Below are 20999 nucleotides of genomic sequence, written 5' to 3'. Positions count from 1 at the left end.
ATGAAAAGATTAGACTTAATATTTAGTGAAAGAGAACTAGATGCAATCATTAAAACATTAGAAAAAGCAAATGTTCCTGGATATACAGTTATGAAACACGCTACAGGCAGAGGGCCTGAAAGAGTTGTGACTGAAGATATGGAATTTACAGGATTAGGAGCAAATGCTCATGTAATTGTTTTTTGTGAGCAAGAATTAATAGATAAAATGAGAGATAACATCAGGGACGATTTGAGCTATTACGGAGGAGTCGCTTATATTTCTGAAGCAACACCCCTCTAAATTTAAGAAAAAATATTTATTTTTAAGAATGAATCCAATCTACTCTTATATTTTTTCTACTATTTAAATATCTATCAATTGACATTGCGGCAATACATCCATCAGAAGCTGCAACTACGGCCTGCTTAAATGGTGTATTTCTTATGTCTCCAATAGCCCATACTCCATCAGAATTTGTAGACATAAAGTCATCGACAATAACTCCTCCGTCTTCTTTTAAAGCAATTTGATCGCCTAAAAAATCAGTAATCGGCTTTGAACCACTCATGTAGACAAACACTCCATCTAAATTTAAATTAATAGGATTTTCCTCTTGCTTATTTTTTACAACAACCCCATTAACACCCATATCATCACCTAATATTTCCAATAATCTTGTTCTACTCCAATGTTTTATATTTGAATTATCCATTAGTTCCATAGCTTCTTCATTATCTGATTTAGGATCACTGGATGTAATCCAATGAACAGTTGATGCGAATTTAGTTAGAACAGTTGCCTCTTCAATTGCCTCTTTATTGACTCCAACAACGGCAACTTCTCTATTTTTATAAAAAGCCCCATCACATGTAGCACAATAACTTACTCCTTTGCCAAGAAAATCTGCTTCGCCCTTAAATGATGCAGGTCTACCCATAGCTCCGCTTGCAAGTACAAGTGCTCTAGCTTTAAAAGTACCTTCAGGTGTATAAACCATTTTCCATTCTCCACTAGTGTCTATTCCAAACACTTGTGCTCTTCTGTAGTCCGTTCCATATTGCACAGCCTGTTCTCTCATTAAAGTAAGTAATTTCTCTCCACTTATATCAACTGGAACGCCTGGATAGTTAGCTATTTGATGAGTAATTGCTAAGGCGCCGACAGAAGGGTTTTTATCTAAAATTACTGTCTTTAAATTTGAACGAGACGTATAAAGTGCGCAAGTACATCCGGCCGGACCTCCTCCGATAATAACTACATCTGACTCAATGATTTCCAATTTTAAAAAACTCCTTTTTTAGTAGTTAATTAGATGAGTTCTTGGTTAGAAGATATTTTTAAAGTAAATACCTGAACCTTTATATAGATATAAGTTAAAAGAAAAAAGAGAAAAAAGCTTAATATAGAAACAAACTTACATAGGAAAAACATAAAAAATTGATTATCAAAATGATCAGTTACGTGAAATGTTCTGTATTGATCTATTATTAGGTCATATCGAAAATCAATTGCCGTTGAAACATTATATTTTTCATGACCAACTCTGATTACCTTTTAAAAGCTGCCATTAAGAAAGTAACCGAAAAATTAAACGAGATATTGGTTGAAAAAATTGAAGAAGCAACAAATATTGCTCAAGATGCTCCAGAAATTCTCAAAAAAGAATTTGATAGTTTAAAAGAATCCATAATCGAAGAAGCATCAAGACTGGAAAAAGCAGAAAATATTCAAGAAAATGAGTCTACAAATACTTATCAAGATTCCAAAATAAAAAAAGCTTTAAATGAAATTGAAGGTATCAAAAAACAAATTGATCTCTTTAATAAAACAATAAATAATCAAATTAAATGAGTTATCACATTCTTAATTATCGTTTAAAAAAATTTCATAGGGCCTTTCTTATTTGGATAACTCTGATTTCGCTTTTAATGAATTTATGGATAGATAATATTAGATTTACAATTTTCCAAACTAAGAATAATGAAAAAAGTAGGGTCCAAATTATAAGAGCTAGGTGGTTTACTAATCAATTAATAAAGCTTGGATCAGCATTTATTAAAATTGGACAATTATTATCAGCAAGGCCTGATTTAATTCCTAATACCTGGATACAGGAATTGTCTAAATTACAAGATCAAGTTCCTAATTTTTCATTTGCGCAAGTTGAAGAAACTATAAGAGAGGAACTGGGATCTAAGTTTAATGAAATAGATCAAATAATATGTGATCCGGTTGGATCAGCATCACTAGCTCAGGTCCATAGGGCGACTTTAAAAGATGGTAAGAAAGTAGTATTTAAAGTCCAAAGACCTAATTTAAAAGAATTGTTTATTATCGATTTGGGCATAATGCAGCAAATAGCCGGGTTATTGCAAAAAAATAAGAATTGGAGTCGAGGTAGAAACTGGGTTGAGATTGCCAAAGAGTGTAGGAAAGTTCTCATGAAGGAGCTTGATTTTAATTGTGAAGCACAATATGCAGCAAGATTTAGACAGCAATTTCTTGAAGATGAAAATGTTGCAGTTCCTGAAGTAATTTGGGATATGAGCAGTGAAAAAGTCCTTTGTTTAAGTTATCTAGAAGGAACAAAAATAAGCGATTTAGAAAAATTACAATCACAAGAAATTGATTTACCAAAAATCGCAGAAATAGGAGCCATCAGTTATTTAAAACAATTAGTAAATTATGGTTTTTTTCATGCAGACCCTCATCCAGGGAATCTAGCAGTTTCAAATGAAGGTAAATTAATATTTTATGATTTTGGAATGATGGGCAATATCTCAAATAATCTTCAAACAAGATTAGGGGGAATGGTTAAGGCTGCTGCTTTAAGAGACGCCTCATCACTTGTCAGTCAATTACAAAAAGCTGGGCTAATTTCAAAAGATATTGATATAGGACCAGTCAGAAGATTAGTCAGATTGATGCTTAAAGAAGCCTTAACACCGCCATTTAGTCCAAATATTATTGAAAAATTATCTGGAGATTTATACGAACTTGTTTATGAAACTCCATTTCAACTACCAGTAGATTTAATCTTTGTGATGAGAGCTTTATCAACTTTTGAAGGAGTTGGTAGAATGCTTGATCCAGGGTTTAACCTTGTATCAGTTACCAAGCCTTATTTAATAGAACTTATGACTTCAAATAATCAAACTCCCAACGATTTAATTAACCAATTTGGAAGGCAAGTAGGTGAACTAGGATCTAAAGCTGTTGGCATTCCCAAAAGAATAGATGAAAGTTTAGAAAGATTAGAGCAGGGCGATTTACAATTGCAAATAAGAATGGGAGAGTCTGATAGGCAATTCAAAAAAATGTTTACTGCTCAAAAAACTTTAGGCCATTCAATTCTTATAGGAAGCTTATCAATTGCATCTGCTTTACTAGTAAGCAATAAACAAAATAATTTTGCATTGTTGCCACTTTTTTTTGCACTACCAATAAGTATTGATTGGATAAAGTGTCAATTAAGTATGAGAAAAGGCTCACGTTTAGAAAAACTTAAGCGCTAAAAAACTATATATTTTTGGGACCTAAACCTAAAGCTCCAGCGAATCTTGCTTGATTTCCTAATTCCTCCTCGATTTTTAAAAGCCTATTATATTTTGCAATCCTTTCACTTCTGCTCAAAGAGCCTGTCTTGATCTGACCCGATCTTGTGGCAACAGATAAATCTGCAATTGTTGTATCTTCAGTTTCACCACTTCTATGACTAATAACACTTGTGAAACCAGACATTTTAGCTAACTCAATAGCTTCCAAAGTTTCAGTTAATGTTCCAATTTGATTTACCTTTATTAGGATTGAATTAGCAGATTTTTCCATAATCCCTTTCCTTAATCTTTCTGTATTAGTAACGAATAAATCATCACCTACAAGCTGAACTTTATTTCCTAATTCTTTATTTAATTCTGACCAGCCCTCCCAATCATCCTCAGCTAAACCGTCCTCTATTGAAACTATTGGATAATTAGAAACTAATCTTGAAAGATAGGAAATCATTTCAGAACTATTTAAACTTTTACCTTCATATTTATAAATACCATCACTATAAAATTCAGTACTAGCAGCATCTAAAGCTAAGGACACCTGCTCACCAGGCTTAAATCCGGCTTTTTGAATTGCTTCTAATAATAAGTCCCCTGCTTCTTCGCTTGATGACAAATTAGGTGCAAATCCACCCTCATCCCCTACAGCAGTAGATAGACCTTTTTGATCAAGCAATGATTTTAATGTGTGGAAAATTTCAGTACCCATTCTTAATGATTCACTGAAATTATTAACTCCATGGGGGACAAGCATAAATTCCTGAAAATCAAGACTATTTGGTGCATGAGCACCACCATTTATTACATTCATTAATGGGACTGGAAGGAGATTGGATAATGGATCTCCAAGATACCTATATAGTGGAACGTCTAAAGCATTTGCTGATGCACTGGCAGTTGCAAGACTTACTGCAAGGATTGAATTTGCTCCAAGGTTAGATTTATTAGGAGTTCCATCAATTTCAATCATTAATTTATCTACTGCAGTTTGATCTAAAGCTGACAAACCACATAAAGCCGGGGATATTGTTTCATGAATTTTATTAACAGCATTTAAAACACCCTTCCCCATATATTTGGAACCACCATCCCTTAATTCATGTGCCTCATGAGCACCAGTGCTAGCTCCGCTGGGAACAATTGCTCTACCACTTGCACCACATTCCAAAAATACTTCTGCCTCTACAGTTGGATTACCTCTTGAATCAAGGACTTGCCTTGCTTCAACAGTATCAATAAGAAAATCAATAGTTTCTTTCACAATTTAATTATTACTATTTAAATCCTATTAATAGCTGAACTATTTGGCTAATATCTGAAATAAATATGTTAAACAATTATAATTTTTTATTTCATAACAGTTTAGATATTAGTTAACACTTTTATTAATTCCAAAGTCCCTGCAACCCATCTCATAAAAATATTTTTGAAATTCATCTTACAATTTGAAAATTATTGGATGATTATTAATGCAGATCCTATTTAGAATATTAATTAATAATCAACTGTAGTTTTTATAGTTTATGAGAGAAACCCTTACATCCAGTCCTGAACTATTTAGCGATATCAGTTGGAATCTTCTTTTATTAGGGGAAGAAACCGCAAAAAAATGGGATCATAGCGAATTTAATATTGAACACATAGTTCATACATTGTTCTCATCAAGTGAATTCTTTGCTTTCATTGAAAAATTATCAATAGACCAAGATACAGTTTTAGACATAACAGAAGATTTTTTAGAAGAGACACCAACAAATGAGTCAGATATTTTTACTATCGGAGAAGATTTAGAAATTTTATTAGATAACGCAAATCAGATTAAAACTCAATGGGGATCGAGATTAATAGAAATCCCTCATTTACTAATTGCTCTTGGAAGGGATTTAAGAATTGGAAATTATGTTTTTGAAGAAGGAAACCTTTCAATGGAAAAATTAGAAGAAGAATTAAAGTTTTACCCAAATATTAATCAATCAAAAGATTCTTTTAATTATGGGAATGTAATTGAAATAAATAATCAATCTAATTTTGAATCTGACAAAGAAACTGTAGTTAAAGAAGAAAAATTGAAAAAAGCTATTGTTCCATTACCGAAAAGTAAACTTCAAATTGAAACCAAAAAACAAGTTAGAAAAGATGAAAATGCTCTTTCAATTTATGGAAAAGATTTAACAGAATCAGCTAAAAAAGGCTTACTGGATCCCGTTTTAGGAAGAGAAAATGAGATCAATAATTTAATGAGGGTACTCTGCAGAAGAAACAAAAATAACCCTATACTTATTGGCAATCCTGGAGTTGGTAAAACCTCAATTGCAAAATTACTTGCTCAATTAATTGTAGACAAAAAAGTTCCTGATACTTTAAAGGACTTAAAAATTATTTCACTTGACTTAGGTGCATTAGTTTCTGGGACCAAATTTAGAGGTCAACTAGAGGAAAGACTAAGCTTAATTATGCAGGAACTTAATAATCCAAACCAAGGAATGATTCTATTTATTGATGAAATTCACTCAATATTAAGTTCTGACAGATCTTCTACCGACATCAGTAATATCTTAAAACCTTTACTAGCTGAAGGAGAACTTAGATGTATCGGTACAACAACACCTGAGAAATTTCGTGCAACTATTGAAAAAGATCAGGCATTAAATAATTGTTTTCAAAAGATAGCTGTTAATGAACCTTCATTAGAATTAAGCGCAAAAATATTACAAGGGATCAAAAAGAAATATGAATTACATCATGGCATAAAAATTTCTGAAGAGGCTGTAAACTATTCTGCGAAATTGGCCGATAGATACATCAGCGATAAATGTCTCCCTGATAGTGCAATAGATTTAATTGATGAAGCAGCTGCACAGTTGAAAATCGAGTCTAATAATATGCCTCAAATCATTCTCGAACAAGAAAACAAACTTAATAATATTGATGAAAAATTGAACAATTTGCAAGGAGAAAATATCGAAGCTCAAGAAAAACTATTGAATAATAGAAAACAATCAGAGGCAAAATTGAACGTTCTTTTGGATAATTGGAACAATTTACGTGAAGAAATGGAAGAATTATCTATTTTAATGAGAGAAGAAGATAAGCTAACCAAACAAATAAAAGATAAATCAAATCGCGAAATTGAAAATGATCTAGATTATTTAGAAAAGCTTGAAGAAGAGTTAAGTGAAATAGAGAATGACATACAAAAAGTTGAAGAGAATTTTAATAAAATAAAGAAAAATAGAAATTTCCCTTTTAAATATCAAGTTGAACCTGATGATATTGCAGATGTTATATCAAAAATCACAGGTATTCCAATTTCTAAAGTAGTTTCAAATGAACGTAAGAAATTAGTCAATCTAGAAACAGAACTAAGTGAAAAAGTTATTGGACAAGAAAAAGCCATAGAAGCTGTTTCTGCTGCAATTAGAAGAGCTCGAGTTGGTATGAAAAGTCCTAAAAGACCTATTGGATCTTTTTTATTTATGGGTCCTACTGGTGTTGGTAAAACAGAATTAGCAAAATCTCTTGCAACAGCTTTATTTGATGAAGAAGACGCACTTTTAAGATTAGACATGAGTGAATATATGGAGAAAAATGCCGTAGCAAGACTTTTAGGAGCTCCCCCAGGTTATGTTGGTTATGAAGAGGGAGGTCAATTAACTGAAGCTGTAAGACGTAAACCCTATTCAGTAATACTTCTCGATGAGATAGAAAAAGCACATGCAGAAGTATTTAATATCCTTTTGCAAGTCTTAGATGAAGGAAGATTAACGGACTCTCAAGGAAGGACAGTAGATTTCAAAAATACGGTAATCATTATGACAAGTAACCTAGCTGGTAAATCTATACTGGAGTATTCTCAAAAGATTTCTAAAAGTGAGGGAAAGTTAGAAAAAGATCAACAAACTCTAGATGATTTAATTAGTAATGCATTGTCTTCAATTTTTAGACCTGAATTTTTAAATAGAATTGACGAAGTGGTAAAGTTTGATCCATTATCTATTGATGAACTTCAAAAAATAATTATTCTACAAACAGAAGATTTAAAGAACCTGCTACTTGAACAGAAAATAAATATCGCTATAGACAAAAAAGTTATCAACAAAATTGCAAATGATTCTTACGAGCCTGAATATGGTGCTAGGCCACTTAGCAGGGAACTTAGAAGACAAATAGAAAATCCCTTGGCTGCAAAACTTTTAGAGGATAACTTCAAAAATAAAAAAAATATAACAATTAAACTTAACCCTGCTAAAAAAGATGAGATCGTTTTCAAACCTAGCTGAGGAGTAAATCAATAAGCTAAAATAAAAACTAAAGCATAAAGCTTAATTTCAAAAAAATTTTGTGACAAGTCCTACTACCAATAAAGAACCTCTTAAAAAGGATTCTACTGAAGTTGATGAGCCTAAAAAAAAGAATAATTTTTTTAGATCTACCTACGATGAGCTTAAACTTGTCGTGTGGCCTAACAAACAACAACTTTTTAGCGAATCAGTAGCAGTTATAATTATGGTATCTTTTTCTGCTGCAGCCATTGCTTCTGTTAGCAGATTCTATGGATGGGCAGCCTCGCAAATTTTTGGTTGATTATCTCCCTAATATCCATTAATAAAGATCTTAATTAAGCTTCCAGAAAAATGAGTAATGAATTAACTACAAACCTTGCTTCTTCAAAAGCAAATACAAGCATAGCAAGATGGTATGCAGTTCAAGTAGCATCAAGCTGTGAAAAAAAAGTAAAAGCGACTCTTGAGCAGAGATCAGTAACTTTAGGTGTCAATAATAGAATCATTGAAATTGAAATTCCCCAAACTCCAGGAATTAAATTAAAAAAAGATGGAAGCAGGCAAACTACTGAAGAAAAAGTTTTCCCAGGTTATGTCCTCGTAAGAATGATTTTGGATGAAGATACAATGATGGCTGTTAAAAGTACTCCAAATGTAATTAACTTTGTCGGTGCTGAAGACGGTAGAAGCAGCGGAAGATCTCGAGGTCATATCAAACCTCGACCATTATCAAGACAAGAAGTTAATAGAATCTTTAAGCGCGCATCAGAGAAAAAGGCTGTAATTAAGTTAGATATTGAAGAAAAAGATAGAATCATTGTAACTAGCGGTCCATTCAAGGATTTCCAGGGAGAAGTTATAGAAGTTTCCGGAGAAAGAAATAAATTAAAAGCATTACTTTCAATATTTGGGCGCGAGACTCCTGTAGAATTAGAATTCTCCCAAATCAATAAACAAAATTAATTTCTAATTGTTCTTGTTTATCTAGTAAAATTATGATTTTCTACTCCAGCTTAAATTATCTAATCTAATGGCAAAAAAAATTGTGGCAGTTATCAAGCTTGCTCTACAAGCAGGCAAAGCAAATCCTGCTCCTCCTGTAGGGCCAGCTTTAGGACAACATGGTGTCAATATCATGGCATTTTGCAAAGAATACAATGCAAGGACACAAGATAAAGCTGGTTTTGTAATTCCAGTCGAGATTTCTGTTTTTGAAGATAGAAGCTTTACTTTTATCACAAAAACACCTCCTGCTTCCGTCTTAATAACAAAAGCAGCTGGTATAGAGAAAGGTTCAGGTGAATCCGCAAAAGGCTCTGTTGGGAATATAAGTAAAGCTCAATTAGAAGAAATAGCCAAAACTAAGCTTCCTGATCTAAACTGTTCTAGTGTTGAATCAGCCATGAAAGTAATTGAAGGTACTGCTCGTAATATGGGCGTCTCTGTCACTGATTGAGTTCAATACACAATTTCTCACTATCTAGGGGAGGTTAGTTAATAACCGTTTGCACCCAATATTATTATGAAAAAACTATCTAAAAGAATGGCGGTTCTATCAACAAAGATAGAAGATCGCATTTACGCACCACTTGAAGCTCTTAGTATTATCAAGGAAAATGCTAATGCAAAATTTGATGAAACTATTGAAGCACATATACGTCTAGGTATTGATCCAAAATATACTGATCAACAATTAAGGACCACTGTTGCATTACCACATGGTACTGGCCAGAGCATCAAAATTGCAGTAATTACAAGCGGTGAGAATGTATCGAAAGCTAAGGCTGCTGGTGCAGATTTATTTGGCGAAGAAGATCTTGTAGAAAGCATCAACAAAGGAAATATGGATTTTGATCTACTTATTGCAACTCCAGATATGATGCCAAAGGTTGCAAAATTAGGAAGAGTTTTAGGACCTAGAGGTTTAATGCCTAATCCTAAAGCTGGGACAGTAACTAATGACATTGCTAATGCAATAAAAGAATTCAAAGCTGGTAAGCTCGAATTTAGAGCAGATAAGGCTGGAATCGTTCATGTCCGCTTTGGAAAAGCAAGTTTCACAAAAGAGGCTCTATTTGACAACTTAAAAACCTTACAAGAATCAATTGATAAAAATAAACCAAGTGGAGCTAAAGGAAAGTATTGGAAAACTTTTTATGTAACTTCCACAATGGGGCCTTCAGTTCAAATTGACATAAATGCTGTACAAGATTACCAACCTGAAGGTTAACGCTTTGTAGTATAATTTAATTGCAATAATACGGCCAAAGAAAGTAGGTTGATTTAGTTATTCTAAATTTTTAATTCCTACCGAGGACTCGTCTTAAATTATTTCTTTTTGGATCTAATAAAAGCGGCCTCTTTAAAAGAACTTTGCCGCATTTCCTGCTCTCCCTAAATTACGATCCAAAAAACATCAATGGGCCGAACACTAGAGAATAAGCAAAAAATCGTTACTGAGATTAAATCTCTTTTAGACGACTCGGAAATGGCTGTAGTTCTTGACTATAAAGGTTTAACTATCAAAGAGATGTCAGATTTGCGATCTAGATTGCAAACAACTAACGGCATTTGCAAAGTTACTAAAAACTCATTAATGCGCAAAGCTATTGATGGAGATAGTAATTGGAACGATCTTGAATCTTTACTGACCGGAACAAATGCTTTTGTCTTAATTAAAGAAGATGTTGGTGGTGCTGTCAAAGCAATCCAATCTTTTCAAAAAGACACCAAAAAATCCGAGACCAAAGGAGCTTTATTTGAAGGTAGACTTCTTAGCGATTCTGAAATAAAAGAAATTGCAAGTCTTCCATCTAAAGAAGTATTGATGGCAAAAATTGCTGGCGCTCTTAATGGCGTTGCAACAAAAATTGCGATCTCTATTAATGAAGTACCTTCTGGACTTGCTAGATCACTTAAACAACATTCTGAAAAATCAGAATCCTAAATTCAAAAACTAATTAACTTTTAAGAAAATGTCCGCAAAAACTGAAGAAATTCTTGAATCATTAAAATCTCTATCACTTTTAGAAGCATCTGAGCTTGTAAAGCAAATTGAAGAGGCTTTTGGTGTATCTGCTGCAGCTTCTGCAGGTGTAGTTATGGCAGCTCCAGGAGCAGCTGGCGGTGACGCAGATGGTGGCGCTGCTGAAGAAAAAACTGAATTTGATGTAGTTCTCGAAAGCTTTGATGCAGCTGCAAAAATCAAAGTACTTAAGGTTGTAAGAAATGCAACTGGTCTAGGTCTTGGCGACGCAAAAGTACTTGTTGAATCTGCACCAAAAACAGTAAAAGAAGGAATTGCTAAAGCAGATGCCGAATCTTTAAAGAAAGAGATTGAAGAAGCTGGCGGTAAAGTTACACTTAAGTAAGAGAATATTTTTTCAAGCCGATAGACTTTATATCGGCTTCAAAAATTATGAATATTGATAGTATTGCAATTGAAGCTGCAACAGATGGAGCCTGCAGTGGTAATCCAGGTCCAGGTGGTTGGGGTGGACTAATAATTTTTGACGACAAAAGTGAACTAGAAATAGGTGGTTCCGAGCAAAATACTACCAATAATAGAATGGAACTCACTGCGGCTATAAAAACACTAGAGAAATTAAAAACCTATAAATTAAAGGAGAACTTTAAATTAAGAACTGATAGTAAATATGTAATAGAAGGTTATACAAAATGGATTACTAATTGGAAGAGAAATGGGTGGAAAACAAGTTCAGGAAAATCAGTTCAAAATCTTGATTTATGGCAAAAAATTGATCAATTAAGAATTAATGGCCTTGTAATGGAATATGTTAAGGGTCATAGTGGTGACAAACAAAATGATAGAGTTGATAAAATAGCAACCAACTATAGCAAAGGTATATCTTTAGAAAGTAAATTAAAGGAGTCAGAATCTTCAGCTGACTTTTTTGAAAAAAATGCCCCTTCAGAAATTCAGGAACTATTTTCAAGGAATGAATTAATTCAAAAATTTGCTGACAAAAAGTATTTGTTAAGTTCACCAGAACTATGCACATTATTAGGTAAAGAAAACCACTTAAAAATCAAACTATATTCACTTTTTGAATGGCGTAATTGGAGATTGATTCCTAAAGATAAAAAATATTGGATAATAGAAAAAAAAGAAGCCTAATTTTTTATGAATGAACAGAAAGGGATATTTAAAAATCTTTATAAAAACTTGATTACCCCCGTATTAAAAAGAGACTCTGGAATTGATGCAGAATACTTAACTAACTTATCTCTCAGCCTTTTATCATTCAGTTCAAGAAAATATAATTGGCCTGTAGTTTCATCTATCTTAAAAAATCTAAATGAAGAATTTTCTATAGTCGATAAAAGATTAAATCAGAGCATATGTGGTATAAATTTTTGTAATCCAATTGGTTTAGCTGCGGGTTTTGACAAAAATGGAAATGCTGCAAATGTATGGAAAGATTTTGGTTTTGGATTTGCCGAACTTGGTACAGTAACCAAATTTGCTCAGAATGGAAATCCCAAACCAAGATTGTTTAGATTAGCGGAGGAAGAAGCAGCATTAAATAGAATGGGTTTTAATAACAATGGTGCTGAAAATCTAGTTAAAAACTTTGTAGAACAAGGAATTGAGTTTAAAAAAAATAGAAAGAATATTTGTTTAGGGATAAATTTTGGCAAGTCTAAAATTACAGATTTATCTCAAGCAAAAGATGATTATTTAACTTCTCTAAAATTATTAATTCCATATTGTGATTATGCAGCAATAAACGTAAGTTCTCCAAATACTGAAGGACTAAGAAAGTTGCAGGATCCGATTCTTCTAAAAGAACTTCTTAGAGAAATTAAAAACTTACCTAATTGTCCACCATTATTTGTAAAAATTGCGCCAGATTTAAGCCTTAAAGATATTGAAGATATTTGCCAGTTAATAATTGAGGAAAATATCGATGGGATAATTGCTACTAACACCAGCATAGATAGATTAGGTCTTGAAAATAGGAAGATCAGTCAAACAGGATTATTACTTTCTGAGGAAAATGGAGGATTAAGTGGAAAACCTCTACAAAAAAAAGCAAATCAAATAATAAAACATATTCATAATATTGATAAAAAGATTATTTTAATTGGCGTTGGAGGAATCGATAGTCCAGAGTCGGCTTGGGAAAGAATTTGTTCTGGAGCATCATTAATTCAACTTTATACGGGATGGATATATAAGGGGCCACAATTAGTCCCCAATATACTTGACGGGATTTTAAATCAACTCAATAAACATCAATTATCTAATATAAAAGAGGCCATTGGATCAGATTTAAAATGGGTTAAATAAAAATTAGAAAATAAATAATGAACAACCCGAAAACTTATGATTACTCAACATTAGCCATGCAAATATCAAACTTAAAGCATGGAGGAAATGTATATGCAAATGCAAAAAAATTAAATTTATTACCCTCTGACATCATTGACGCAAGTGCCTCTTTAGTACCCTTTGATCCACCTCAAATACTAATAGATTCATTAAATGCTGGAATTAAAAATCTTGGATTTAGATATTACCCAGAGAGAAACTTGAATGATCTGAAAGAAATAATCGGTAAATTTCATGGGATAAATCCAGACAATATATTGCCTGGAAATGGAGCTTCTGAACTAATAACCTGGGCAGGTTATGAAGCATCCAAATTTGGAATAAGTTGTATTCCTTCTCCATCATTTGTTGATTACGAAAGATCTTTAAATTGTTGGAATAGCAAATTTATACATTGCGAATTACCAAAAAACTGGAATGATATATTTCCTCAATCATTTCCGCTGCATCCAAAAGGTGATGTTATTTGGATAACAAATCCACATAACCCTACCGGCCAATTATGGGAAAAGAATTCATTGGAGGAAGTTGTAAAAAAATATAAATTAGTTATCTGTGATGAAGCTTTCTTATCTATAACACCTAATGGAGAGAAAGAATCTTTAATCCCATTAACCCAAAGATTTGACAATTTATTAGTCTTGAGAAGCTTGACCAAAATCTTCAATATTCCTGGTCTTAGATTAGGTTACGTTATTGGCTCATCGAAAATACTAAAACAATGGGAAATCAATAGAGATCCTTGGCCTTTAAATTCATTTTCTATTAAAGCCGGAATTGATCTACTAAGTAATAAGAAATTCTATGAACAGTGGACAAAACAGATTCACAGCTGGATAAATATTGAAAAAAAAAGAGTATTTGAAAAATTATCCAAAATAGAGAACCTTAAAGTTCATAACTCTTCAACCAACTTTTTTTTAATAGAAAGTAAAAAATCCTTGTTGCCTAATATAAAATACTTAGAAAATAAGGGAATATTGCTTAGAGAATGTACTTCATTTAGATTTCTGGATGAAAAGTGGGCAAGAATAAGTTTGCAGAATAGGAAAAATAACACTCTTTTATGTAAAGAAATTCAGAATTCCTTTAAAAAATAATTAAAAAATTTTCTAATCTCAATTTTAGATTTGATTTTATTATTATTTTCCATGTTCTTCTTCATAATATCTAAAATTTCATAGTAATATTTTCCGTTTTTTGATTTTCTCTTAAAAATTCTTTCTATAGTTTCTTCAAAAACTTCTTTAGAAATTTTACTTTGATTCATTAAAACTGAACCTCCACTTTCGGCAAGAATCATTGCATTTTTCTCCTGGTGATTATTTTTAGAATAAGGAAATGGAATTAAAATTGAAGGTTTTTCAGTTTCTATAAGTTCATTTATTGTTACTGCACCAGATCTCGATATTACAAGATCACAGTTTTGAATCAAAGCTGCGATTTCATTAGTAAATTTCTTTTGAACATAATTATTGGAATTTTTTACATTAAAGGATTGTTGATTACATTCGCCAATAATATGAACTATCCGAAACTGTTTTTTCATTAAAAATTCAAGAGATTCGTTAAGAATGTGATTTATAGCTTTTGCTCCTTGGCTACCTCCCATAACAATCAAAAGAGGTCCCTTTCCTTTTGGGACCCATTCTGGCACGAGATGGGATTTATAGAATTGATCCCTTAAAGGAGTCCCAGTGAAAATAGTTTTACAGTTTCTTAAATAAGAATTTGTTTTCTTAAATCCTAGAAAAACATAGTTACACAAAAAACCAAAATATTTCGTGACCATTCCTGGAATTAAATTTGATTCATGAATAATGACAGGTATCCTGAGAAGTTTTGAAGCAACAATAGTAGGTGCTGATATATAACCGCCAGTCGTAAAAACTAAGTTAATTTTTTTTTCTTTTAAGATCCTAATTATTTGAAAAGTTGACATCAAAATTTCTATATATTGATAAAACAAAAAAATATTTTTTCTTGGTGTCTTTATATTCAAAGTCCTTAAATTATATTTTTTGGGAATAAAATCTGCATCAAGTCTGTGACTAACACCCAACCAATGAATATTCCATTCATCTTCCACTTCTTTAGAAACTGCTAAGGCTGGGAAAATGTGCCCCCCTGTCCCACTGGCTGCAACTAATAAATTATTTTTTTTAGACATAAAAACCTAAAATAGTAGAATAAAATAACTAATAATTAATATGCTTAATTTAAACTTATTCAAGAATATAGGCTTTCTTCTCTACTTATTTGTTTATCTTATTATTCCCTATTCAGCAATAACGCAAACTTTGAAAGTTGATTTTATAAGAAATCTAGAAAACTCCTTAAATACAAGAGATTTAGAATTCATTAGAAAAAATTTTAGAAATGAAGAAAGCCAAAATATACCAAAACAATTTTCAAAGATTATTAATGATTTCCCTAACAGCAAATGGAAGATCAAAAGATTAAAGACTAATATTCCAGATCAAGATATTTTGCGAATAAAAGTTTCTGGGGAAAAAATAGTTAAAGGAGAAATATATATACTCGAATCCAAATTTGATTATTTATTTTCAATCCTAAATGGAAAAATAGAAGAAGGAATTATCAAAAATTTATTCACCACAATAAGAAACGATAATAAAAAAATAGATATTAGTTTTAAAATTCCTGATAGAGTTCTTACTGGTTCAAAATACGATATCGATATAATTCTAAATAAGCCTCTTGAAGAAGAGATTATTGCTGGAGCTATAAAACCTTATCAAGTTAATTCATTGTTTGAACAAGAAATATTATTGGAGCCATTGGCATCTGGAGGGATTTTTAAAATAACAAGAGCCCCTTCAAAACCAGGGATACAAATTTGGTCAGGAATCATAGCTCATCCTGAAGGAATGATTACTTTCACAAAGAGCATTGATATTGTTGATGAGATATAGCCTAAGCGTCGTTTAACGCAGCCACACCTGGTAAAGTTTTACCTTCTAGGAGTTCCAAACTAGCCCCACCTCCGGTAGATATATGAGACATTTTCTCAGCTAATCCTGCTTTTTCAACTGCTGCAACTGAATCTCCACCACCAATTATTGTACAAACTTCAGAAAAAGCACTTAAGTCCGCAAGAGTCGTAGCTATTGCATTTGTACCGTCTGCAAATTTATCAAATTCAAAAACTCCCATTGGACCATTCCAAATAATTGTCTTACATTCTGCAAGAGCATTCTGAAAAACTTTAATGGAATCTGGACCAATATCTAGACCCATCCAATTTCCACTAATTGCGTCAATTTGAGATATTTTACTATTGGCGTCAGGAGAAAATTCATCAGCCAAAACAACATCAGTGGGTAATAATAATTCTACTCCTTTTGCTTTTGCTTTTGCTTCTAAATCTTTAGCAAGCTCAAGTTTATCTTCTTCTACAAGGCTCTTTCCGACATCTAAACCTCTAGCTTTATAAAAAGTGAAAATCATACCTCCGCCAATCATGATTTTGTCACACTTATCTAGTAAAGAATCAAGTACTCCTATTTTGCTACTAACCTTTGACCCTCCAACTATTGCTGCCAATGGGCGATTTGGGGAATCTACTGCTCCTTGTAGGTATTTCAATTCTTTTTCTAAAAGGAATCCAGCTACTGAGGGACTTAAATAATTTGTAACACCCTGAGTTGAAGCATGCGCTCTATGAGCAGCACCGAAAGCATCATTTACATACATATCTGCATGTGATGCTAATTTTTCAGCAAACTCCAGGTCGTTCTTTTCCTCTTCACCAAAAAAACGAACATTCTCAAGTAAAAGAACATCTCCATTAGATAAGCTATTTGATTGTGCAACTGCTTCATCACCAATACAACTGTTAGTAAGAGCAACATGTTGCTCCAACAATTCACTTAATCTTGCTGCTACTGGAGTTAATCTCATTTTTTCATTTACCTGACCCTTAGGTCTACCAAAATGAGCAGCTAAAATGACTTTTGCAGAATGATTAATAAGATATTCAATAGTTGGGATCGCTGCACGAATACGCGTATCGTCGGTTATTTGACCGTCTTCATTTAATGGAACATTAAAATCTACTCTTACAAGAACTTTTTTTCCTTCTAAATGTGTCTTATCAAGACTGGAAAGAGATAATTTTGACATTAAACAAGCTATATTTATAATCTCAAGACCCTAACGTTAATTTGGGCTTATTGGGTTAAAAAGTAGTTACTGTTACCTATGCCTTAATAAATTTTAAGAATTAACGATTATAAAAATTTTTAGTTATTAAATTTATACTAAAATTTAGAAGTAAATACTTTTGAAAGTTATAAAAACTAAAAGAAATACAAAATTTTTATTTGATTTATTGAAGTGGACATACCCAAAATCCAATGGTACCCAGGCCATATCGCAAAAGCAGAAAAGAAATTATCTGAAGTTATCAATAAAGTAGATTTAGTTATAGAAGTTAGAGATGCACGAATTCCTTTGTCAACAGGACATCCACACTTAAATAAATGGATAAATAATAAAAAACATATTCTTGTCATTAACAGATCAGATATGATCTCCCCGAATACAATCAATAGTTGGAATAAATGGTTTAATGCTAAAGATCAATATCCTCTTTGGTGTGATGCTAAAAGAGGAATAGGGATTAAAGAAATTTGTAAGTCAGCCAAAGATTCTAGGTCGTCAATCGACGATAGAAGAATCTCTAGAGGAATGCGAATTAGGCCAATTAGAGCCCTTACACTTGGTTTTCCAAACGTAGGAAAGTCGGCATTAATTAATAGAATCGCAAAAAAAAGAGTTGTAGATAGTGCTAGGAAAGCAGGCGTGACTCGTAATTTAAGATGGATAAAATTAGAAAGTGGTATAGATCTGCTAGATGCTCCTGGTGTTATACCTCCAAATTTAGAAGATCAAAAATCAGCACTTAATCTTGCACTGTGTGACGATATTGGAGAAGCTGCTTATGAAATAGAGAGTGTCGCAATTGGATTTATCAAAATTATATCCACTCTCAACAAAGATAAGAATGCGAATATCTCAGTTAAACAAATATCTAATAGATATGGAGTTGATATTACTAAAGGCTTTAAGAGTCCTTCTGCTTGGATCGACGAAGCAGCTTCAAAACATACCTCAGGCGATAAAAGGAGAATGTCTCATAAGTTATTGGAAGATTATAGAAATCAAATGCTGGGTAAAATTGCTTTAGAAGTCCCACTATGGAATTAAATAATCAAAATTCTTTCGGCATTGGAGAAGGTGAGCTTATAGAAATTATTTATGAGCTACCTCTTCCTATGAGACTAGACAGATGGTTGGTAAGTAAAAGGCCAGAACAAAGTAGAGCAAGAATTCAACATTTTATAAATTCAGGTTTAGTACTTGTAAACTATAAGACTGCGAAAGCAAAGACCCCATTAAAAAATGGCGACAATATTCAAATATGGATGCCTCCTCCAGAACCTCTTATTTATTTGAAACCTGAAAAAATGGATTTAAATATCCTTTTTGAAGACGAGCACATCATAGTAATTAATAAACAATCAGGACTAATTGTTCATCCAGCCCCTGGACACAAATCTGGAACTTTAGTGAATGGATTACTTTTTCACTGTAAAGATCTACCTGGAATTAATGGTAAACTAAGACCTGGGATTGTTCACAGATTAGATAAAGATACCTCGGGATGTATGGTTGTTGCAAAAAGCCAAGAGGCATTAGTAAATCTCCAGAAACAAATTAAAGAAAAAATAGCATCACGCGAATATATTGCAGTAATTCATGGAGCACCGAATTCTGAAGAAGGCCAAATAGTGGGAAACATTGGCAGAGATAAATTAAATAGATTGAAATATAAAGTAGTTGAAGAAACTTCAGGAAGGTATGCCTGTACCTATTGGAAATTAGAAGAAAGATTTGGCAATTACTCATTAATGAGTTTCAAACTAGATACGGGGCGAACGCATCAAATAAGAGTACATTGCGCTCACATTAATCATCCAATTGTGGGTGATCCGTTATATGGAAGATGTAAAAAACTACCATGTAAATTAGATGGCCAAGCTTTACACGCCATTAAGCTTGGACTTATACATCCAATAAATGGTAAAGAAATGATATTTGAATCAGAATTACCATTAGATTTTCAAAAATTACTAAGTGTTCTTAAAGTTAAATAAGATTCAAAGATGAATTTAGAAGCGATTTTGTATACGTGTTTTGAGTTTTAGTGAATATTGTAGAACTTTCTCCTTCATCAACTATCTTTCCGTGATTCATAACTAGCAACCTATCACAAAATCTTTTAGCAATGCCCAAATCATGAGTAATAAAGATAATCGTTAAATTCATTTTTTCTTGCAAGACTCTAAGTAATTCAAGAATCTCTATTTTTACTGAAGCATCCAACATATTAACGCTCTCATCACAAATCAAAATTTTTGGTTTCAACAATAGCGCTCTGGCTAATGAAATTCTTTGCAATTGACCACCAGATAATTGGCTAGGATAAGAATTAAAAAAATCATTATTTAAGGGAAGATTCAAATTTCTAAACATTAATTTTATTTCTTTTTCGATTTTTCTTTTATCTGAAATTTTTTGAATAAAAAATATATCTTCCAAAATACTTTTAATTGTCATTTTCGGGTTCAAACTTGAAAAAGGATCTTGAAAAATAATTTGCACTTTATTGTTCTTTTTAAAAGATTTATTTTTTTTCGATGCATGATTTTTATCATAAATTTTGATTTCACCACCTCTTACTTTAAGAAGTCCAATTAAAGCCCTACATAATGTACTTTTACCACTCCCTGAAGAACCAACTATTCCAAGAGTCTCATTCTCATATAACTTGAAACTAACTTCATTTAAAGCCTTATTCCATTTATTAATGAAAATTGAAGAATTTAATTTATACCAATGTCTTAGGTTATTTACCTCTAGAACGACCTGATCTCGCGCATTATTTTTAATATTTGGTTCTAATACTATTTTTGAAGCATTTACTAATTTTTTCCCGATATCTGATTTTGGTGATTGAAAGATATCTAATATATTCCCTTTTTCAACAATCGATCCCTTTTCAATTATTGCAACTTTTTTACACCACTTTGCTGCAAGATTAATATCATGACTAATTAAAATTAAAGTTGTATCAAATTCATTACATAGATGAATTATTTCTTGCATAATTTCAAAACTTGTTTTGGTATCTAAGCTTGTTGTAGGTTCATCAGCTATTAATAATTTAGGTTTCAAAGCAAGTGCCATTGCTATAGAAACTCTCTGTCTCATTCCGCCGCTAAATTGATGTGGGAAAGAATCAAGTCTACTTTCTTCAATTCCGACTTTTTGAAAAACTTCTCTTACTAATTTTTTAATAGCTAAAGATGATTTAGTTTGATCATGTGTTTTAAATAATTCATATAAATGATCCCCAACTCTCATTAGCGGATTAAGTTTTTTTATAGAGTCTTGATAAATAAATCCAAAATTCTTTCTTCTAAATAATTGTGCATCTTTGTTGTTTATTTTCCTAGGATCTACATTAGAAATCGATAGATACCCTTTAGAAGTGGCCTTTGCAGGCAATATATTTACTAATGTTTTTGCAAAAGTGGTCTTTCCACATCCAGAAGGTCCTATTATGGCCAAATGATCTCCACTATCTATTTCCAAATTAAAATTTTTGATAATAGGTTGCTGTTTTAGACCATATTTAACAGTAAGATTTTTAACTACAATAATTTTTTCTTTATTTTTTTCCATGATTTATAGCAAATTTTTCTAGACATAAATAAAATACATCTAAAGCAATATAAA

Annotated in this window: 21 protein-coding genes; 16 read left to right on the top strand and 5 right to left on the bottom strand. The window is 32.1% G+C overall.

Translation table 11 applies throughout. The features are described 5' to 3' along the window. A complete protein-coding gene (locus tag HA148_RS01120; RefSeq protein WP_002805886.1) occupies positions 1–282 on the top strand; it encodes a P-II family nitrogen regulator in 282 nt (93 codons plus the stop codon). Between the two features lie 22 nt (positions 283–304). On the opposite strand, the gene HA148_RS01115 is transcribed toward HA148_RS01120, so the two are convergent. After that, entirely contained in the window at positions 305–1261 is a 957-nt protein-coding gene (locus HA148_RS01115; RefSeq protein ID WP_209129478.1) for an NAD(P)/FAD-dependent oxidoreductase, read from the bottom strand. Between the two features lie 254 nt (positions 1262–1515). Here HA148_RS01115 and HA148_RS01110 point away from each other — a divergent pair, with 254 nt between their 5' ends. Together HA148_RS01110 and HA148_RS01105 are read left to right on the top strand one after the other, a co-directional pair. Continuing rightward, entirely contained in the window at positions 1516–1833 is a 318-nt protein-coding gene (locus tag HA148_RS01110; RefSeq protein WP_209129476.1) for a hypothetical protein, read from the top strand. Then, positions 1830–3497, top strand: coding sequence for an ABC1 kinase family protein (locus tag HA148_RS01105; protein WP_209129473.1), 1668 nt, complete (start codon positions 1830–1832; stop codon positions 3495–3497). The genes HA148_RS01110 and HA148_RS01105 overlap by 4 nt, the downstream gene beginning before the upstream one ends. Positions 3498–3501: 4 nt before the next feature. On the opposite strand, the gene eno is transcribed toward HA148_RS01105, so the two are convergent. Next, entirely contained in the window at positions 3502–4794 is a 1293-nt protein-coding gene (gene eno, locus HA148_RS01100) for a phosphopyruvate hydratase (protein ID WP_209129471.1), read from the bottom strand. 262 nt (positions 4795–5056) lie between these two features. Between eno and HA148_RS01095 the strand changes: the two genes are divergently transcribed. The 10 genes from HA148_RS01095 to HA148_RS01050 all read left to right on the top strand — a co-directional run bounded on the left by HA148_RS01095 (position 5057) and on the right by HA148_RS01050 (position 14272). Next, the gene (locus tag HA148_RS01095; RefSeq protein ID WP_209129469.1) at positions 5057–7813 is read left to right on the top strand and encodes an ATP-dependent Clp protease ATP-binding subunit; all 2757 of its coding nucleotides are present in this window, start codon (positions 5057–5059) and stop codon (positions 7811–7813) included. Positions 7814–7874: 61 nt separating this feature from the next. After that, a complete protein-coding gene (gene secE, locus HA148_RS01090; RefSeq protein WP_209129467.1) occupies positions 7875–8117 on the top strand; it encodes a preprotein translocase subunit SecE in 243 nt (80 codons plus the stop codon). Positions 8118–8167: 50 nt separating this feature from the next. Continuing rightward, entirely contained in the window at positions 8168–8779 is a 612-nt protein-coding gene (gene nusG / locus HA148_RS01085; RefSeq protein ID WP_209129465.1) for a transcription termination/antitermination protein NusG, read from the top strand. Positions 8780–8846: 67 nt separating this feature from the next. Beyond that, positions 8847–9272, top strand: coding sequence for a 50S ribosomal protein L11 (rplK, locus tag HA148_RS01080; protein WP_025890328.1), 426 nt, complete (start codon positions 8847–8849; stop codon positions 9270–9272). A 66-nt stretch (positions 9273–9338) separates the two neighbouring features. Further along, positions 9339–10046, top strand: a complete 708-nt coding sequence (rplA, locus tag HA148_RS01075) for a 50S ribosomal protein L1 (RefSeq protein ID WP_209129462.1) — start codon at positions 9339–9341, stop codon at positions 10044–10046. Between the two features lie 189 nt (positions 10047–10235). Continuing rightward, positions 10236–10763: a 50S ribosomal protein L10 gene (gene rplJ, locus HA148_RS01070; protein WP_011817695.1), complete on the top strand. Its 528-nt coding sequence runs from the start codon at positions 10236–10238 to the stop codon at positions 10761–10763. A 28-nt stretch (positions 10764–10791) separates the two neighbouring features. Next, positions 10792–11187, top strand: a complete 396-nt coding sequence (gene rplL / locus HA148_RS01065) for a 50S ribosomal protein L7/L12 (RefSeq protein WP_209129460.1) — start codon at positions 10792–10794, stop codon at positions 11185–11187. A gap of 47 nt (positions 11188–11234) precedes the next feature. Further along, positions 11235–11954 carry a ribonuclease HI gene (gene rnhA, locus HA148_RS01060; RefSeq protein WP_209129458.1) on the top strand — a complete coding sequence of 240 codons (720 nt, stop codon included), beginning with the start codon at positions 11235–11237 and terminating at the stop codon, positions 11952–11954. A gap of 6 nt (positions 11955–11960) precedes the next feature. Then, on the top strand, positions 11961–13130 hold the full coding sequence (locus tag HA148_RS01055; protein ID WP_209129456.1) for a quinone-dependent dihydroorotate dehydrogenase: 1170 nt from the start codon (positions 11961–11963) through the stop codon (positions 13128–13130). 17 nt (positions 13131–13147) lie between these two features. Beyond that, positions 13148–14272, top strand: a complete 1125-nt coding sequence (locus HA148_RS01050; RefSeq protein WP_209129454.1) for a pyridoxal phosphate-dependent aminotransferase — start codon at positions 13148–13150, stop codon at positions 14270–14272. On the opposite strand, the gene HA148_RS01045 is transcribed toward HA148_RS01050, so the two are convergent. Beyond that, positions 14251–15342, bottom strand: a complete 1092-nt coding sequence (locus HA148_RS01045; protein WP_209129452.1) for a UDP-N-acetylglucosamine--N-acetylmuramyl-(pentapeptide) pyrophosphoryl-undecaprenol N-acetylglucosamine transferase — start codon at positions 15340–15342, stop codon at positions 14251–14253. The two genes, HA148_RS01050 and HA148_RS01045, sit on opposite strands and share 22 nt — an antisense overlap. Positions 15343–15382: 40 nt before the next feature. Between HA148_RS01045 and HA148_RS01040 the strand changes: the two genes are divergently transcribed. Next, on the top strand, positions 15383–16108 hold the full coding sequence (locus tag HA148_RS01040; protein WP_209129450.1) for a hypothetical protein: 726 nt from the start codon (positions 15383–15385) through the stop codon (positions 16106–16108). A gap of 1 nt (position 16109) precedes the next feature. Here HA148_RS01040 and HA148_RS01035 read toward each other — a convergent pair whose 3' ends face one another. Continuing rightward, positions 16110–17318 carry a phosphoglycerate kinase gene (locus tag HA148_RS01035; RefSeq protein ID WP_209129447.1) on the bottom strand — a complete coding sequence of 403 codons (1209 nt, stop codon included), beginning with the start codon at positions 17316–17318 and terminating at the stop codon, positions 16110–16112. Positions 17319–17531: 213 nt separating this feature from the next. Between HA148_RS01035 and ylqF the strand changes: the two genes are divergently transcribed. After that, a complete protein-coding gene (gene ylqF, locus HA148_RS01030; protein ID WP_209129445.1) occupies positions 17532–18404 on the top strand; it encodes a ribosome biogenesis GTPase YlqF in 873 nt (290 codons plus the stop codon). Further along, the gene (locus HA148_RS01025) at positions 18395–19354 is read left to right on the top strand and encodes an RluA family pseudouridine synthase (RefSeq protein WP_012007000.1); all 960 of its coding nucleotides are present in this window, start codon (positions 18395–18397) and stop codon (positions 19352–19354) included. The genes ylqF and HA148_RS01025 overlap by 10 nt, the downstream gene beginning before the upstream one ends. On the opposite strand, the gene HA148_RS01020 is transcribed toward HA148_RS01025, so the two are convergent. Further along, positions 19347–20945: an ABC transporter ATP-binding protein gene (locus HA148_RS01020; RefSeq protein ID WP_209129443.1), complete on the bottom strand. Its 1599-nt coding sequence runs from the start codon at positions 20943–20945 to the stop codon at positions 19347–19349. The genes HA148_RS01025 and HA148_RS01020 overlap by 8 nt on opposite strands. Positions 20946–20999 lie beyond the last annotated feature (54 nt).

Source organism: Prochlorococcus marinus XMU1405, assembly GCF_017696275.1.
Taxonomy (GTDB): Bacteria; Cyanobacteriota; Cyanobacteriia; order PCC-6307; family Cyanobiaceae; genus Prochlorococcus_A; species Prochlorococcus_A marinus_AB.
The sequence above is the reverse complement of the archived record's forward strand: the minus strand, read 5'-3'. Positions and strand labels throughout refer to the sequence as shown.

Coding starts and splice junctions, on each gene's coding strand:
- nusG (WP_209129465.1), top strand. CDS start 8,168: ATGAGTAATGAATTAACTACAAACCTTGCTTCTTCAAAAGCAAATACA.
- HA148_RS01095 (WP_209129469.1), top strand. CDS start 5,057: ATGAGAGAAACCCTTACATCCAGTCCTGAACTATTTAGCGATATCAGT.
- rplL (WP_209129460.1), top strand. CDS start 10,792: ATGTCCGCAAAAACTGAAGAAATTCTTGAATCATTAAAATCTCTATCA.
- HA148_RS01035 (WP_209129447.1), bottom strand. CDS start 17,318: ATGTCAAAATTATCTCTTTCCAGTCTTGATAAGACACATTTAGAAGGA.
- HA148_RS01025 (WP_012007000.1), top strand. CDS start 18,395: ATGGAATTAAATAATCAAAATTCTTTCGGCATTGGAGAAGGTGAGCTT.
- rplJ (WP_011817695.1), top strand. CDS start 10,236: ATGGGCCGAACACTAGAGAATAAGCAAAAAATCGTTACTGAGATTAAA.
- HA148_RS01105 (WP_209129473.1), top strand. CDS start 1,830: ATGAGTTATCACATTCTTAATTATCGTTTAAAAAAATTTCATAGGGCC.
- HA148_RS01020 (WP_209129443.1), bottom strand. CDS start 20,945: ATGGAAAAAAATAAAGAAAAAATTATTGTAGTTAAAAATCTTACTGTT.
- HA148_RS01040 (WP_209129450.1), top strand. CDS start 15,383: ATGCTTAATTTAAACTTATTCAAGAATATAGGCTTTCTTCTCTACTTA.
- HA148_RS01050 (WP_209129454.1), top strand. CDS start 13,148: ATGAACAACCCGAAAACTTATGATTACTCAACATTAGCCATGCAAATA.
- rplA (WP_209129462.1), top strand. CDS start 9,339: ATGAAAAAACTATCTAAAAGAATGGCGGTTCTATCAACAAAGATAGAA.
- HA148_RS01055 (WP_209129456.1), top strand. CDS start 11,961: ATGAATGAACAGAAAGGGATATTTAAAAATCTTTATAAAAACTTGATT.
- HA148_RS01110 (WP_209129476.1), top strand. CDS start 1,516: ATGACCAACTCTGATTACCTTTTAAAAGCTGCCATTAAGAAAGTAACC.
- rnhA (WP_209129458.1), top strand. CDS start 11,235: ATGAATATTGATAGTATTGCAATTGAAGCTGCAACAGATGGAGCCTGC.
- HA148_RS01045 (WP_209129452.1), bottom strand. CDS start 15,342: ATGTCTAAAAAAAATAATTTATTAGTTGCAGCCAGTGGGACAGGGGGG.
- rplK (WP_025890328.1), top strand. CDS start 8,847: ATGGCAAAAAAAATTGTGGCAGTTATCAAGCTTGCTCTACAAGCAGGC.
- HA148_RS01120 (WP_002805886.1), top strand. CDS start 1: ATGAAAAGATTAGACTTAATATTTAGTGAAAGAGAACTAGATGCAATC.